12 protein-coding genes and 2 tRNA genes are annotated in these 14,942 nt (G+C 53.8%); 9 read left to right on the top strand and 5 right to left on the bottom strand.

The window, feature by feature from the left end; genetic code table 11:
• Positions 1-17: 17 nt before the first annotated feature.
• On the bottom strand, positions 18-941 hold the full coding sequence (thpD, locus tag THS27_RS07250) for an ectoine hydroxylase (RefSeq protein ID WP_139835506.1): 924 nt from the start codon (positions 939-941) through the stop codon (positions 18-20).
• Positions 942-1,146: 205 nt separating this feature from the next.
• A tRNA-Gln gene (locus tag THS27_RS07255) sits at positions 1,147-1,220 on the bottom strand.
• Between the two features lie 221 nt (positions 1,221-1,441).
• Between THS27_RS07255 and THS27_RS07260 the strand changes: the two genes are divergently transcribed.
• Entirely contained in the window at positions 1,442-2,128 is a 687-nt protein-coding gene (locus THS27_RS07260; RefSeq protein ID WP_085589349.1) for a metallophosphoesterase, read from the top strand.
• A 29-nt stretch (positions 2,129-2,157) separates the two neighbouring features.
• On the opposite strand, the gene THS27_RS07265 is transcribed toward THS27_RS07260, so the two are convergent.
• Complete coding sequence (locus tag THS27_RS07265; RefSeq protein WP_085589351.1) at positions 2,158-2,550, bottom strand: GFA family protein; 393 nt, start codon at positions 2,548-2,550, stop codon at positions 2,158-2,160.
• A 277-nt stretch (positions 2,551-2,827) separates the two neighbouring features.
• On the opposite strand from THS27_RS07265, the gene THS27_RS07270 reads away from it, so the two are divergent.
• The gene (locus THS27_RS07270) at positions 2,828-3,739 is read left to right on the top strand and encodes a DMT family transporter (RefSeq protein ID WP_085589353.1); all 912 of its coding nucleotides are present in this window, start codon (positions 2,828-2,830) and stop codon (positions 3,737-3,739) included.
• 445 nt (positions 3,740-4,184) lie between these two features.
• Here the strand turns inward: THS27_RS07270 and THS27_RS07275 are convergent.
• A tRNA-Gln gene (locus THS27_RS07275) sits at positions 4,185-4,258 on the bottom strand.
• A gap of 356 nt (positions 4,259-4,614) precedes the next feature.
• On the opposite strand from THS27_RS07275, the gene THS27_RS07280 reads away from it, so the two are divergent.
• From THS27_RS07280 to THS27_RS07310, 6 genes are all read left to right on the top strand, one after another.
• Positions 4,615-5,772, top strand: coding sequence for a Ppx/GppA phosphatase family protein (locus tag THS27_RS07280; protein WP_246832880.1), 1,158 nt, complete (start codon positions 4,615-4,617; stop codon positions 5,770-5,772).
• A 66-nt stretch (positions 5,773-5,838) separates the two neighbouring features.
• Positions 5,839-6,645 carry an RlmE family RNA methyltransferase gene (locus THS27_RS07285; protein ID WP_085589355.1) on the top strand — a complete coding sequence of 269 codons (807 nt, stop codon included), beginning with the start codon at positions 5,839-5,841 and terminating at the stop codon, positions 6,643-6,645.
• Positions 6,646-6,988: 343 nt separating this feature from the next.
• On the top strand, positions 6,989-7,513 hold the full coding sequence (locus THS27_RS07290) for a PAS domain-containing protein (RefSeq protein ID WP_085589532.1): 525 nt from the start codon (positions 6,989-6,991) through the stop codon (positions 7,511-7,513).
• Positions 7,488-8,807 (top strand): methyl-accepting chemotaxis protein, encoded by a 1,320-nt coding sequence (locus tag THS27_RS27645; protein ID WP_085589358.1) that lies wholly within the window; start codon positions 7,488-7,490, stop codon positions 8,805-8,807. Before THS27_RS07290 ends, THS27_RS27645 begins: the two co-directional genes overlap by 26 nt.
• A gap of 391 nt (positions 8,808-9,198) precedes the next feature.
• Positions 9,199-10,665 (top strand): IMP dehydrogenase, encoded by a 1,467-nt coding sequence (gene guaB, locus THS27_RS07305; protein ID WP_085589361.1) that lies wholly within the window; start codon positions 9,199-9,201, stop codon positions 10,663-10,665.
• A 201-nt stretch (positions 10,666-10,866) separates the two neighbouring features.
• On the top strand, positions 10,867-12,201 hold the full coding sequence (locus THS27_RS07310) for an RsmB/NOP family class I SAM-dependent RNA methyltransferase (protein ID WP_085589363.1): 1,335 nt from the start codon (positions 10,867-10,869) through the stop codon (positions 12,199-12,201).
• A gap of 243 nt (positions 12,202-12,444) precedes the next feature.
• Here THS27_RS07310 and THS27_RS07315 read toward each other — a convergent pair whose 3' ends face one another.
• Positions 12,445-12,774, bottom strand: coding sequence for a hypothetical protein (locus THS27_RS07315; protein WP_085589365.1), 330 nt, complete (start codon positions 12,772-12,774; stop codon positions 12,445-12,447).
• 338 nt (positions 12,775-13,112) lie between these two features.
• Between THS27_RS07315 and guaA the strand changes: the two genes are divergently transcribed.
• Positions 13,113-14,666 (top strand): glutamine-hydrolyzing GMP synthase, encoded by a 1,554-nt coding sequence (gene guaA / locus THS27_RS07325; protein ID WP_085589368.1) that lies wholly within the window; start codon positions 13,113-13,115, stop codon positions 14,664-14,666.
• Positions 14,667-14,942 lie beyond the last annotated feature (276 nt).

Genomic DNA, 14,942 nt, shown 5'->3' on the forward strand with positions numbered 1-14,942 from the left:
TAAATGTTGGTATGTCGTTATTCTGCGGCCTTGAAATGGCTTGGCATTTGCACCTTGCGGTCGCGGATCGAGCGGATGTTTTCGCGCGTGGCAAGAAAATCCGGCCGGGGGGAGTTGGCGGCAAAGGGTGCAACAACGCGGTTTTGCATGCTGTTATAAACGAAAAACGCGTTAGAGCGCGGAAACGGCGTAATGTTGTTGCCCGACCCGTGCAGGGTGTTGCAATCAAAAATCAGGACGGATCCGGCTGGCCCGGTGGGGGCGGCTAGACCATGTTTTCGGATCATTGCCGTCAGGCTTTCCTGGTCCGGTGTGCCGTATTTCTGCGCCTTAAGCGAGTTTTTATAATTGTCGTCCGGGGTTTCCCCGACACAGGATATAAATTTTTTATGAGACCCGGGAACCAGCATCAACGGCCCGTTATAGGGCGTATTTTCCGACAGGGTGATCGACATGGAAAGCGCACGCATACGCGGCATTCCATCTTCGGTGTGCCATGTCTCAAAATCCGAGTGCCAGTAAAATTCCTTGCCCTTGAAGGCCGGTTTGAAATTAACGCGTGATTGATGAATATAAACCTCGTCATTGAGGATATGTTCGGCAATTGACGCCAACCGGTCATCTGCCATCAGATCCAGATAGGTCCGGTTTTTTTCATGGATGCGAAACACGCTGCGCACGGCATTGCTGGACGCTTCCTTGATGGTGTCTTCCTGTGCAGCACCTTCCTGGCGAAGGGTTTCGGCCTCTCGGCGCAAGGTGGCAATTTCGTCGGCGCTAAAAACATTTTCGATGAACAAAAATCCGTTTTGCTCATAAAAATCTTCCTGCGCAGGTGACAAAACGCTGCCGCTTGCGGTGTCTGACCAGATAACCGGGTCTTTTCGATCTGTGATTTGGGGTTTGTTGTCTTTTCGGGATCGATACATGTCGTTCAGCATCGTATGCTCCTTTGCTTTCGCACTCTCTGCATTCGTTGCAATTAAACATTGCCTTCACCCAACGATGTGATCGTGATGTTGTTCCAGAAATTTTCAATCAGCGATTTTACGGTGCAGGAAAAACCGCATCTGGCAACGAAGAAACGATGGTGGTCGCTGGGGTGGTTTTGGGCATCCTTGCCGTAAATGGCGGATGCGGAAAAGTTGGCTGGGGAACGTGGATTCGAACCACGACTGACGGAGTCAGAGTCCGTAGTTCTACCGTTAAACTATTCCCCAGCAGAACTTTTATCGCAGCGTATTGCACGCTGTGTGCAGTGAGTTAACCGAGCCAGCCTTGCTTGTCAATATGGTTCCTGTTGGCGGCGGAAATCCGCCATCTTTATGGATAGTGTTGAAATTCCACCTTGGGGTTTTGTCACACAGTGGTATGACTGTGCAGATATGAATTTATAAGTCGAAACACCTCATTTGACTGTGCTGCAAAATACGAGAACCTGATGCCCGTGCTGTTTTATGGTGATCCACACCGGAAATTTGACCCCCTGTTTGACGCTGTTGCCCGGCATCGGCCCGAACATGTGGTGATTGCCGGTGATCTGGATTTGCAGCGCCCGTTTCGCGATGTTCTGGCCCCGGTCATCGCCCAGGGTGTTCAATGCTGGTGGATCCCTGGCAATCATGATTGCACCGATGCTGCCCAGTACGATTTCCTGTTTGAAGATTACCCTGAAGGCAATTTATGCAACCGTGCGGTTTCGATGCCATGCCGGGATGGCACATTATCGGTTGCCGGACTGGGCGGGATTTATCGAGGCCGGGTGTGGTATCCGATTTCGGGTAAAAAACCTGTGTTTATGCGCCGAGAAGATTTTCTCGCGGTGACCAGGCCGCATGTACGCTGGCGCAAAGGGCTGCCGCTGCGTCAGCGCGACACAATTTTTCCCGAAGATCACACAATTCTGGCTGCCCAGAAATGTGACATCCTTGTCAGCCATGAAGCCCCATCCTGCCATGAATACGGCACTGCCGAAATTGATCGGCTGGGGCAGGAAATGGGTGCAAAGCTGTTTGTGCATGGTCATATGCACCATTCCTATCGCGGATACAGCAAGTTTGGCACCCCGGTCAGGGGGCTGGACGGCGCCGAAGTTTTTATTGTCTCGCCCCAGGATCTGGCGGCCTGAAGCCCCCTGAAATAACGTCAGCTTTAGATTTATTCTTCGTGGCGTCCTTCGGCTTCGCGGTCTTGGTCATATTGTTTGGCAAAGGGGAGCGGCGGAAGCCAGGATTCACGACGGATGGTCCAAAGTTCGTAAGTGGGGGTGAGTTGGTCCGGGGCATCAAGCGATCCGATATTCACTTCGATTTCATCATCGCTACGCGAGAAAACAGATGATCCGCAGTGCGGACAGAAAAAACGCCCGGCATAGTCCCGTGTTTCGCCATCAACCTTGACGGCATCCTGTGGGAAAATGGCGGACGCGTGAAACAGCGCGCCGTGATATTTGCGGCAGTCAAGACAATGGCAAAGGCCCACCCGATATGGACGACCTGATACCACCAACCGAACCTTGCCGCATAAACAGCCCCCGGTAAAATGGCTCATTTTGTGTCTCCTGTAAGGTCAGGTAGGTGCAATATTTACAAAAAAAAGCACGATTGCGCAATTCCGTGCCGGGGATAGGCATCCGTACTGGGGAATGTTTGCAGCGAAATTTACCGTGCGATACGCTGTAAGCTGGTCGTTATCATGCCGGTTTTAGCATGATGACGTCGACAATCTCTTCTGGTTGGAAAATCATGACAGAAGGATAGTTATATCGGAATTGTCGACATGTTTTATTGGATGGCGTTCCAGCCAACGCCGAAAGGATGCGAAGCATATGGTGGCAACCTCATCAGGTGAGACAATAAAAGCCGTCTGTGCGATTATCGTATCCGTTTTCGCTTTATCGCTGGGGGATGCCGTTATCAAGGCCACCAGCCTGTCGCTGCCATTATGGCAGATGTACATTTTGCGTTCTGCCTTAACCCTTCCGCCGCTTTTGCTGATTGCGATTAAAAGAGGAAGCGGCGCGCATTCGTTACGTGTTTCGGGTTGGTCGGTTTTGCGCAGCTTTTTGCTGGTGGTTATGTGGCTAAGCTACTATGTCAGCTTGCCGCTTGTCCCGTTATCATTGGCTGCTGCCGTTTATTATACCAGCCCGATATTCATTTTGATGATTACCGCTATTTTGGCGCACCGGCTGCCGTCTGTTCGGGCGTGTTTGGCTATCGCATGCGGTTTTTTAGGCGTGGTACTGGTCATTCGTCCTGATGCCACGGGGTTTGATTTTGCCGCATTACTGCCGGTTCTTTCTGCCTTTTTGTATGCCTGTGCGATGGTGCTGACCTCTGCAAAGTGCAGGGACGATGATCCATTTGTGCTGGCGATTGTTTTGAACGTTACCTTCATTGTTTTTGGGGTCGGGCTTGGGCTGTTTTCAGGCGAGGAAGGTGCGTTCCTGTTTGGGCCGTGGCAGACAATTGATTTAAGCCTGATCACAACAGTTGCTGTGTTGGCCGCACTGATCCTGATTGGAAGTGTTGGTGCTGCAATTGCCTATCAACGCGGGGCACCCGCAACGGTGGCCGCGTTTGATTACAGTTACTTGCTGTTTAGCACTGTGTGGGGCGTGGCCTGGTTTGGTGAATGGCCAGGGCTGTTTACCTATTTGGGGTTTGTTTTGATCATCGGGGCGGGATTGCTGGCGATCAAGCGACAGAAAGCAAACGTTGCTGCGTTGGCGAAATGATGGAAATAAAAATGGCACATATGAGTTTGGAAACCTGATTGGCTTATATCGCGGCTTACATCGTGATTTGACTGATACCTGGCCCCGGCGTCTTTCTGGTTATTGGCCAATCCTTGTCGCGGGGTCTTCGCTTTGCAATGTTTTGTGGAATTGATGACGTGGCGGGCGGGGGTGTTGCGATGGTAACAGGCCCGCGTTGCTGGCTGCCTTTGCCCGGCAGAAATTTCAAAACCTTCGTGCACGCAAGGCGATAGGCGATGCGGGCAGCTTATTTATGCTTGGGGGGGGCATTGGTGGTTGCTATGCGCTAACCCGCGATGGCACTTTTAATTAAAGCGAACCGGGAGGCTTGCCTGAAGATACGCTCGCGCGCTTTTTGGCAATATGCGTTTGAGGACTGATTGCCTCAAATCCAGCGTTCGAACTAAATTTAGGGAAAATAAGGTGGCTGGGGGACCTGGATTCGAACCAGGACTGACGGAGTCAGAGTCCGTAGTTCTACCGTTAAACTATCCCCCAGCAGAACTTTATGTCACGCCGTCTGGCGTGGAGCGGTGTTTATAAAACCGGCCCGGTTTTGGCAAGCCTTTTTTTGAAAATTTGTCGTTTTTGGATGCGAAATGAATGAAGGCACCATATATGAAGCATCACACAGCGCGAGAAAGACCAACGCAGCTTGCCCTATGATTTAACCACAAAATGAATGGGGGATTTGCGTTATTTTGCTTTCTCGTTAAACTCATGTGACAGATTCGCCGTTTTTGTGTTCAGACTGTTTCCAATTGACCATGTTGTTTCGTGGTAAAAGGAATGTTATCGCAGAAAATGGCTGGATTTTCGCAGGCAGATCGTAACTGGCAAAGGACAATGTAACGGTGACCCACAGCTTTCCTCAGAACACATCCGGCGGGCCAGTGCGGCTTGACTCCGGGCATGTTGTGTCCGGGGATGCGGTGCTTGATGCACCGATGCAGGGTAATGCCGGCACATCTTTTAACAATTCCCGTTGTCTGAGTAGCCATCCTGCCCTTTACGGGGCTATCGACCTGGGCAGTTCGAACTGCCGGTTGCTTGTCGCACGTCCCTGCAATAACGGTTTTAAGGTTGTAGATGCGTTTTCCCGCGTTGTGCGCCTTGGCGAAGGGGTGCGTGAAAAAGGATATCTGTGCCAGGGGGCAATGGACCGCGCGATTGAAGCCTTGCGGATTTGTGCCAAAAAACTGCGCAAGCACCCGGGTGTTTCCGTTCGTGCCGTTGCGACCGAGGCGTGCCGTTCGGCAGATAATCGCGATGAATTTATCCGTCAGGTCCGCGATGAAACCGGTATTTCGCTTGATATCATCAACCCCGAAGAAGAAAGCCGCCTGGCTTTGCAGGCCTGTTCGGCCCTGCTTGATGAACGGCCCTATGCCATTGTTTTTGATATTGGTGGCGGCAGCACCGAAATTTGCTGGATCAAGGTTGCGCAAACGGGCGAAACCAAATGCGTTGAAACATTATCCATGCCGTGTGGTGTGTTATGCCTGACCGAACGTTATGCCGGGGTTGAAAACCGCCGTGACCGGTTTGAAGCCATGCGCAGCGAAATTCGCGAACGTCTTGAAGATTTCGCCGCACGCAATTGCTGTTCCGATATTCTGGACGATAACAAGGTCCAGATGATTGGGACATCGGGCACTGTTACCACGTTTTGTGGCATTGCCCTGGGGCTTGAACGCTATGAACGTCATAAGGTTGACGGGTCTGATTTGCGGTTCGATGATGCCGAACGGGTTACCGAACTGTTGTTGCGCATGGAAGCTGACAAACGCAAGGGGCACCCTTGTATTGGTAACCAGCGGGCCGAACTGATGGATGCCGGGGCTGCCATTTTTGCCGCCATTCGCGATATCTGGCCGCTGGCGACCCTTAAGGTTGCCGATCGTGGTTTACGTGAAGGCATTCTGGTCGATTTGATGCGCGCGGATGGCCATGCTATTGACCCGTGCGAAGCGCGCCGTCATACAGGGGCGAAAATACCGGCATCGGTCTGACCGACCCCTGTTATCTGATGGCTGGTTACCCCATAAATTTATGCATTTTAATTTCAGGATTTTCTTATGACCGATCAACGCAGCGGAAAAGGTGGCGGACGCCGCCGCAAGGGCTCGGCCATTGCCGCCATTGATACAGGTGCGCGTCGTGGACTCCGAACCCGGGTGAAAAGTGCCAAAGGGCGCAAAATTTCGTCCACGCGCTGGCTTGACCGGCAATTGAACGACCCTTATGTTCAGGAAGCCAAGCGCCTGGGCTATCGGTCGCGCGCGGCGTTTAAGCTGATTGAGATTAACAACCAGTTTGATTTGTTGCGTTCCGGCATGCGGGTGGTTGACCTTGGTGCTGCCCCGGGCGGCTGGACGCAGGTTGCGGTTGATATGGTCGGGTCCAAACAGGGGCGCGGCCAGGTTGTCGGCCTTGATATTCTGGAATGGGAAGGCGTGCCTGGTGCCACTTGCTTGCAGGCGGATTTTCTGGACCCTGCAGCCCCGGCAATGATCAAACATGCCCTGCAAGGCCCGGTCGATGCCGTGATTTCCGATATGTCGCCCGAGACCACCGGCCATCGCCAGACGGATCATATTCGTATTATTGACCTGGTTGAACATGCCTTGCTGTTTGCCGAGGAAGTGTTGGCACCAAATGGTATTTTCATTGCCAAGGTGTTTAAGGGCGGTACGGAAACCGACTTGTTGAACCGGGTAAAACAGCATTTCCGTATTTCCAAACATGCCAAGCCGCCGTCATCACGCGCTGAAAGCCCGGAAACCTATTTGATTGCTACCGGGTTTCGCGGCCAGAACAATGCGGAAGACGAAATTGCGACGGCTGAACTTGTTCAAAATCAGGACTGGTCGCCGGTTGAATAAACCCGTGCGGGCGGCTTTGATGTAAAACCTGCTTTGATGCCTGATATCAGGTTGCAGGAAATTGACGATTTGACGAACGTGCCGGGGCGAAAGTTCCGGCACGTTTTCTGTTTGAGCGCAGTTTTATTGTTGGCAAAATTCCAAACCCGCGGCTTTTTTTGCGCTAGGTCAAACCAGTTTGAGAAAAGCGGAGCTATACAATTTCCTAGACGATAGTATGGGGTTCGCAAGGTGCGTGCCCGATAAAAGCGACGGGCGCCCCTGACTGCGCAGGGAAATGCCCGACAGCAAGACATGGGAGCGCGTTGCAAGTGCCCTGCATGTCGGAAATTGGGGGTTTCTGATGAAGCAGGAAAATTTACACCTGACCGGTGTCGAACGCCATTTTGACGATGACGAAATCATTGTGAGTAAAACCGATCCCAAGGGTCGGATTACCTATGCCAATGATGTGTTTTTGCGCATGTCGGGCTACAACGAAAGCGGGTTGCTGGGGCAACCACACAGCATCATTCGGCATCCCGACATGCCAAGATGCGTGTTCGCCCTGATGTGGGAAACCATTATCAAAGGTCGCGAGATTTTCGCCTATGTTATCAATCGGGCGGCCAATGGTGACCATTACTGGGTGTTGGCCAATGTGACACCCACCTTTAACCCCGATGGCACCATTCGGGGGTTTCATTCCAATCGTCGTAAACCCGGCCGGGATGCTGTGAAATCGGCAGCAGACCTTTACAAACAATTATGTGCCGAAGAAGCCGCCGTGCAAAACCGTCGTGATGGTATGGCGCGCGGAACTGCGACACTGGTTGACCTGCTAAAAAGCCAGGGGGTGGATTATGACCAGTTCGTTTTCACTTTGTAAAATCTGCAATGGGCTGGCAGTTGGGGTGATCGTGCAACTGGGTTTGCTGGCGGTTTTGATTGCCGGTGATAACCAGGGAACATTCACCTGGATTGAAATGGCGGCGGCGGGGGCCGGGGCCCTGATTTTTGCCATCGCGTATGTGATGATATTTCGGCATGAAAAATTGCTGCGCCGTGCAATTGAAACCATTAACGCCGCAGCCTCCGGCAAAATGGATGTGCGCATTAATAACCGTGCCGCCACGGGGCATCTGCGCCCACTGATGACCGCGATTAATAACCTGCTGGACCTGACCGAGGCGTTTACCAAGGAAGCCGCCGGGGCCATGTCCCATGCCGCGAGCGGGGCATATTACCGCAAAATCCTGCCCAAGGGATTGCAAGGCGATTTGATCGAATATGCAGCCAAGGTCAATGCTGCCCTAAACGCGATGGACGATAAAACCCGAACCTTTACCTATAGCGCGGGGGCAATTGGCGATAATATCCAGTCTGTTGTCACATCGGTTTCGGTTGCGGCAGGGCAATTGTCGCAAAATTCCAGTGCGTTATCGCAACGGGTGGAAAACATCGCCCATCAGGCCCGCGAAGTTGATGCCGCTGCCGCGCAAAGCACTGCCGCCCTTGATGGTATTGCCGAGGCAACCGACCAGTTTATTTCGTCTATCCGTAATATCGGTACCCAAATGACCGGTGCTGTTAGCCTGGCAGAACACGCGGTGGGCAATGCCGATCAGGCCAACCGGCATGTCAGCGACCTTGATAATATGGCCGGGCGCATTGCCAACGTAATTGAACTGATTACCGACATTGCCGAACAGACCAATCTTTTGGCCTTGAATGCCACGATTGAGGCTGCCCGTGCAGGCGAGGCCGGCAAGGGGTTTTCGGTGGTGGCAACCGAGGTGAAAAACCTGGCCCGGCAAACTGCCCGTGCTGCCGAAGATGTGGCGCATGAAATTTCGGACATGCAAAATGTGACCCGTACGGTGGTGCAATCAATGCATGGCATTAACGCCAATATCGCCGATATCGATAAAAACGCCCGTCATGTGTCTGATACCGTCAGTCAGCAATATCAGATGATTGCTGAAATTGGCCGTCGGGTAGAGGGGGCGGTGACGCAGATGCGTAAGATTGCCGATATCGTGGCCGATGTTGCCGATGGCACCCGGCATGCCGGGGGCGAGGTGTTGCAAATCAACGATGCCGCCGAAGACTTGCAACGTCAGTCAGGCCTGCTTGATGGTGATGTGCGCCAGTTTATCGGCAAGGTGTTAACCTCCGCCTGATGGTGCTATTGCAAACGGTCTTTATTCCGAACACATCCAGATCGCAAATCAGGTGGCATTTATTAAAATGCTGCCTGTTTTTTTGCCAGGTGGAGGTAATGAAGGGCGAGTTGGGCTACGAGATGCAAAATGGTCGCGGGCAGGTGTGCGATGCTGGCATCGGGCTTGTGATGATGCGGGTGTGTCCCCATTTCCCGATACAGGAATGTTTGGTGAAAACGACACAAAAAAGGGGCTTTGCCAAACAGCAGCCCCATCGACCAGTATCTAACGGAAACCGCCGAACAATGCAGCAATAAAATTTCAGGGCTGTATTGTGACGCAAAACCTTGGCACGGGCGCCATAACATGTATAAGTTCCGCGCCAACTCAGATTAACGAGGTGGTGTAGATGACCCGTATCGAAGAAGCCCTGACTTTCGACGACGTCCTGATCAAGCCCGCGGCCAGTTCGGTCCTGCCGGCACAGGTACAAACCAACACCCGTCTTACCCGTGAAATCGAATTGCGTGTGCCCTTGCTGTCATCAGCAATGGATACCGTAACCGAAAGCCCGATGGCCATTGTTATGGCGCAAAACGGCGGTATGGGCGTTATCCACAAGAACCTTGATATTGCCCAGCAGGCCGAAGAAGTGCGCCGGGTGAAAAAGTTTGAATCCGGTATGGTCGTCAACCCGATCACCATCCACCCGGACCAGACTCTGGCTGACGCCCTTGGCCTTATGGACTCCAATCGTATTTCCGGTATTCCGGTTGTTGAACGCGAAACCAAAAAGCTGGTTGGTATCCTGACCAACCGCGATGTGCGTTTTGCCTCCAACCGGGCGCAGCCGGTTTCGGAACTGATGACGTATGAAAACCTCATCACTGTTACCGAAAACGTCAATACCGACGAAGCCAAGAAATTGCTGCATCAACACCGCATTGAAAAGCTGCTGGTGGTCGATGATGCCTATCGTTGTACCGGCCTGATCACGGTCAAGGATATTGAAAAAGCCAAACTGCACCCCAATGCCTGCAAGGATGCCAGTGGCCGCTTGCGGGTTGCCGCGGCAACCGGGGTTGGCGAAGATGGTTATCGTCGGTCAATGGCGCTGATTGAAGCCGAAGTCGATGTTCTGGTGATCGATACGGCGCATGGTCACAGCGCAGGCGTTATTGCCGCTGTTGAACAGATCAAGGCGCTTGCCGGTCGCACCCAGATTATTGCCGGTAACGTTGCCACCCCCGAAGCCGTACGTGCTCTGATTGAAGCGGGTGCCGATGCGGTGAAGGTCGGTATCGGGCCGGGCTCGATTTGTACCACCCGTATTGTTGCCGGTGTGGGCGTGCCGCAGTTAACAGCCATTCTTGAATGTGCGGCCGAAGGTGCCAAACACGGCGTGCCGATCATTGCCGATGGCGGCATTAAATTTTCGGGCGATATTGCCAAGGCCATGGCGGCGGGTGCCAGCACCTGCATGGTTGGTTCCCTTCTGGCCGGGACGGACGAAGCCCCGGGCGAAGTTATTTTGTATCAGGGCCGTTCTTATAAATCCTATCGCGGCATGGGCTCTGTCGGGGCGATGGCGCGCGGCTCGGCGGACCGTTATTTCCAGGAAGATGTCAAAGACAACCTTAAACTGGTTCCCGAAGGTATTGAAGGGCGTGTACCCTATAAAGGCCCGGCCAGCCAGATCGTGCATCAGCTGGTGGGCGGGCTTAAGGCGGCCATGGGCTATACCGGTTCGGCCACTTTGGCGGACTTCCGCGAACGGGCAACCTTTGTGCGCATCACCAATGCGGGCCTGCGCGAAAGCCACGCCCATGATGTAACAATTACCCGCGAAGCACCGAACTATCGCCCCGGTGCGTAACGCAGATTGACGACGCCTGATAGAAGTGCTGGCCTGCCTTGCGTCCGAAACGGTTGGCGTGGCAGTGCTGGCATGTTATCAGCAGCGCAAATTACAGATGACGGCGGATGTTCTTTCCCGCCGTCATCGCCTTTTTATATCCAATGGCAGTGACGCACCAAGGTGACGCGCAGGCCATTCAACCAGGTCTGGAATTACGTTTTGAAACCCGGTGCACGCATAGCTGCCGTTATTGAACTTTACGATGGGTGGACCCACACCCGCGATGATGCTGATCGTGTTATCTCCAGTTATTTTGGTAATCGTCGCTATATTGGCGGCGGGGATCGTCGTGATATTGGGGAACGGTTTTATAACCTGATCCGTCATCAGGCCCGTTTGGGCTGGTGGCTGGCCGAATGTGGTTATGAATATCAGGATGGCCGGGCGCGGATGCTGGCACAACTGGTTTTGCAAAATGGCCGTTCCGGCGATGATATTTCCGACATGTTCAATGGCGAGGAATTTTGCCCCGATGTTTTGCATCCGGCCGAACGCCACCTGATCAACAAATTGTCGGGCCAGACGATTGACCATGCTGCCCAGCCAGGGGCGGTTAAAACCGAATTGCCCAAATGGTTGTATGCCGAGCTTTTGAAGCTGCATCACGAAAACCTGCAAGCCGAAATGGCGGCCTATAACCAGCCCGCCAAACTGGATTTGCGCGTTAATACCCTGCGCGGCAGTGTCGATAGTGCCATTCGCTCGCTAGAGCAGGATGGTATTAAAAACATCGAAAAAACGCCCTATGCGCCCAATGGCCTGCGGTTGCCGCTGGGTGTGAACATGCTGGTAACGGCAGCCTACAAGGATGGCCTGATCGAAATTCAGGACGAAGCCTCGCAGATTTGCGTGCGTTTGGCCGATGCCCAGCCGGGCATGACCGTGCTTGATATGTGCGCAGGCGGTGGCGGCAAAACCCTTGGTATGGCCGCAGACATGCGCGGGCGTGGCCGTATTCTTGCCTGTGATACGCATGGGGCAAGGCTTGATAGCGCGCGCAAGCGGGCCAAACGGGCCGGTGCGGGCGATTGCATTCAGTTGCGTAAAATTGCCGACGAACGCGATAGCTGGCTGCGCAGCAAGTCGGGCTTTTTTGACCGTGTGTTGCTTGATGTGCCCTGTTCGGGCCTTGGCACACTGCGCCGTAACCCGGCCCTTCGCTGGCGCATTGGGCAGCGCGATATTCGTGCCTTGTCGATGGAACAGGCCAAAATTCTTAAGGCCGGTGCCGCCCGTGTTACCAAGGGTGGCCGGTTGATTTATGCGACCTGTTCCATTCTGGGCGAAGAAAACGAACGCCTGATCGAAACCTTTATGCGTGATCGCAAGGATTTTAAACCGGTGCCGGTTAAGGACGTCTGGGCCGATGTGCCTGCCTCTGTGCCGGTACCAGGTGGCAAGGACAAACCCTGGTTGCGGTTGTCGCCCAATGTGCATGGCACGGACGGCTTCTTTGTTGCGGTGTTTGAACGCACTGCCAAGGGCAATAAATAATGGCGGGCGGGCCCATGGTTCTGGCATTTGCCGGGGCTGATGTTGCCTGCCGGTCTGCCTGCGCGGCATTTTTGCCACCATATAAAAACGCCCTGTCCCGGAAAGGGGCAGGGCGCAGTTTTTTCGGCCCTGGACGGGGCCATGCGGGTGTTTTTTATCCCGCAGTTTGCTCTGCCGGTGTTTTCACCAGCGTTTTGTTTTTATTGTTATTCTTTTTTCATCAATGTGCTGTCGTCATCGGTTTTACCCCCCCGCTGGCGGGGTCAGTTGCACCGGGGCACTGCCATCATTGGTGCGCTCATCGCCACTGTCGGTTCCCATCGGGGTGGTGGTAATGCCGCTCGATGCATTGCCATTTTCATCAGGCGCGTTTGGCATCGGGGCTTCGCCGGTTTCGGCGGCGGGCGGATTATCGGTTTCACCTTGCTGCGCCGAATTGTTGGTCAATGGCACCATGCCATCCTTGGGCGCGTCGGCTTTATCCTGGGTCATGGCAATGGCAGTTGCTGCGCCGGCAATCAACAGAAGGCCCGCCACGGCAAGTGCGATTTTGCTGCCTTTATTGTCTGTCATAGCTTTTGGTCCCTTTTTCGTTTGCTCGCCGGGCGCGGTTGGTTCTGCGCTCCGTCAAATGTTAAGTTAGGCGCGCTTTGCGTACAAAAAACGGACCAAATGTGCGAATTTGGCGATAAAATACGGCCAAATTGGCCGGTTTGCGTCGTTGATGGGGCCGCTGCCCCCCGCCGGGCATTGCGTGATCAAGCCGCCCGGCCTGCCATAACAGGCAGTTTGATCACGCAATGTTCAAAGCGCAGCAATTTGAGCGTTAGGCAGCCATTGCGCCGGGTTGCCCAAACGGCTGGTTTCGCGTATGTACGGCGCACCCCCTTGAGCGATGGAGAAACGGCCCGATGACAGATCGCGTGCTGATTATTGATTTCGGATCGCAAGTAACCCAGCTGATCGCACGTCGTGTGCGCGAAAGCGGCGTTTACTGCGAAATTCACCCTTTTAACAATATCTCGGACAGCTTCCTCGATGAATTTGCCCCCAAGGCAATCATTCTTTCGGGTGGCCCGGCGTCCGTGCATTGGGAAAAATCTCCTGCTGCCCCGGTTCGGGTGTTTGACATGGGCATTCCGGTGCTGGGCATTTGTTATGGCCAGCAAACCATGGTCAACCAGCTTGGCGGCAAGGTTGAAACCTCGGAACATCGCGAATTTGGCCGCGCCTTTGTTGATGTGGTCGAAGATTGCGCCCTGTTTACCGGTGTGTGGGCCGTTGGTGCGCGCGAACAGGTCTGGATGAGCCACGGCGACCGGGTAGACAGCCTGCCCGAAGGTTTCCGCGTGGTTGGCAAATCCGATGGCGCCCCCTGTGCCGCGATTGCCAATGACGATAAAAAATTCTACGCCGTTCAGTTCCACCCCGAAGTCATGCATACCCCGCATGGTGCACAGCTTTTGCGCAACTTCACCCACGATGTGGCCGGTTGTGTTGGCGACTGGACGATGGATGCCTATAAAGACGACGCGATTGCCAAAATCCGCAAACAGGTGGGCGATGGCAAGGTGATTTGTGGTCTTTCGGGCGGTGTTGACAGCTCGGTTACTGCCGTTCTGATCCATGAAGCCATTGGCGACCAGCTGACCTGCGTGTTTGTCGATCATGGCTTTATGCGCTCGGGCGAGGCCGATCAGGTTGTGACCCTCTTTCGCGATCATTACAACATCCCGCTGGTGCATGTGGATGCCGCCGATACCTTTATCGACGCCATCGAAGGCGAGGTTGACCCGGAAGTAAAACGCAAAACCATTGGCCGCCTGTTTATCGAAGTGTTCGAACAGGAAGCCAAAAAAATTGGCGGGGCCGATTTCCTTGCCCAAGGCACGCTGTATCCTGACGTGATCGAAAGCGTTTCGTTCACCGGTGGCCCGTCCGTCACCATTAAATCGCACCACAATGTTGGTGGTTTGCCAGAACGCATGAACATGCAACTGGTTGAACCGCTGCGCGAACTGTTCAAGGACGAAGTCCGTGATCTCGGTCGTGAACTGGGCCTGCCTGACAGCTTTGTGGGCCGCCACCCGTTCCCCGGACCGGGCCTTGCCATCCGCATCCCCGGCCAGCCGATCACGCATGAAAAACTCGATATCCTGCGCAAGGCCGATGCGATCTATCTCGAAGAAATCCGCAATGCGGGCCTGTATGACGCCATCTGGCAGGCCTTCGCCGTGCTGCTGCCGGTCCGCACCGTCGGCGTGATGGGCGATGGCCGCACCTATGACTATGCCTGCGCACTGCGTGCAGTGACCTCCACCGACGGCATGACGGCAGACTACTTCGCCTTCCCGCCGGAAATTCTCGGCCGCATCGCTAACCGGATCATTAACGAGGTCAACGGCATCAACCGCGTCACCTACGACTACACCTCGAAACCACCGGGAACGATTGAGTGGGAGTAACCACTTTCGGCACCGTCCGGAATTTTGAGTATAGGAATACGATTTAAGCCCGCAGAAATGCGGGCTTTTTCATTCGAGTGATTGTGTCGTTATTTCCCGCAAAGCTTAGCCGAATAGTTGAACTATTTAACGTTAGGTCAACTATTCGGCTGGCGTTGCCAACTTAGGTGTGTGCCCATTCATTTCACATGAGAAATACCTCTAGAAATAATTCTCACTAGACACTAGCGGGCTCCCCGGAGGGTGATGTCGTTAGACATTTATGGCAACCATGGA

This window comes from Thalassospira sp. MCCC 1A01428 (genome assembly GCF_002115825.1).
In the GTDB taxonomy this organism is placed as follows: domain Bacteria; phylum Pseudomonadota; class Alphaproteobacteria; order Rhodospirillales; family Thalassospiraceae; genus Thalassospira.

Bases quoted from the DNA above. Each gene is read 5' to 3' on its own strand.
- thpD (WP_139835506.1), bottom strand. From the start codon at position 941: ATGCTGAACGACATGTATCGATCCCGAAAAGACAACAAACCCCAAATC.
- THS27_RS07260 (WP_085589349.1), top strand. From the start codon at position 1,442: ATGCCCGTGCTGTTTTATGGTGATCCACACCGGAAATTTGACCCCCTG.
- THS27_RS07265 (WP_085589351.1), bottom strand. From the start codon at position 2,550: ATGAGCCATTTTACCGGGGGCTGTTTATGCGGCAAGGTTCGGTTGGTG.
- THS27_RS07270 (WP_085589353.1), top strand. From the start codon at position 2,828: ATGGTGGCAACCTCATCAGGTGAGACAATAAAAGCCGTCTGTGCGATT.
- THS27_RS07285 (WP_085589355.1), top strand. From the start codon at position 5,839: ATGACCGATCAACGCAGCGGAAAAGGTGGCGGACGCCGCCGCAAGGGC.
- THS27_RS07290 (WP_085589532.1), top strand. From the start codon at position 6,989: ATGAAGCAGGAAAATTTACACCTGACCGGTGTCGAACGCCATTTTGAC.
- THS27_RS27645 (WP_085589358.1), top strand. From the start codon at position 7,488: ATGACCAGTTCGTTTTCACTTTGTAAAATCTGCAATGGGCTGGCAGTT.
- guaB (WP_085589361.1), top strand. From the start codon at position 9,199: ATGACCCGTATCGAAGAAGCCCTGACTTTCGACGACGTCCTGATCAAG.
- THS27_RS07315 (WP_085589365.1), bottom strand. From the start codon at position 12,774: ATGACAGACAATAAAGGCAGCAAAATCGCACTTGCCGTGGCGGGCCTT.
- guaA (WP_085589368.1), top strand. From the start codon at position 13,113: ATGACAGATCGCGTGCTGATTATTGATTTCGGATCGCAAGTAACCCAG.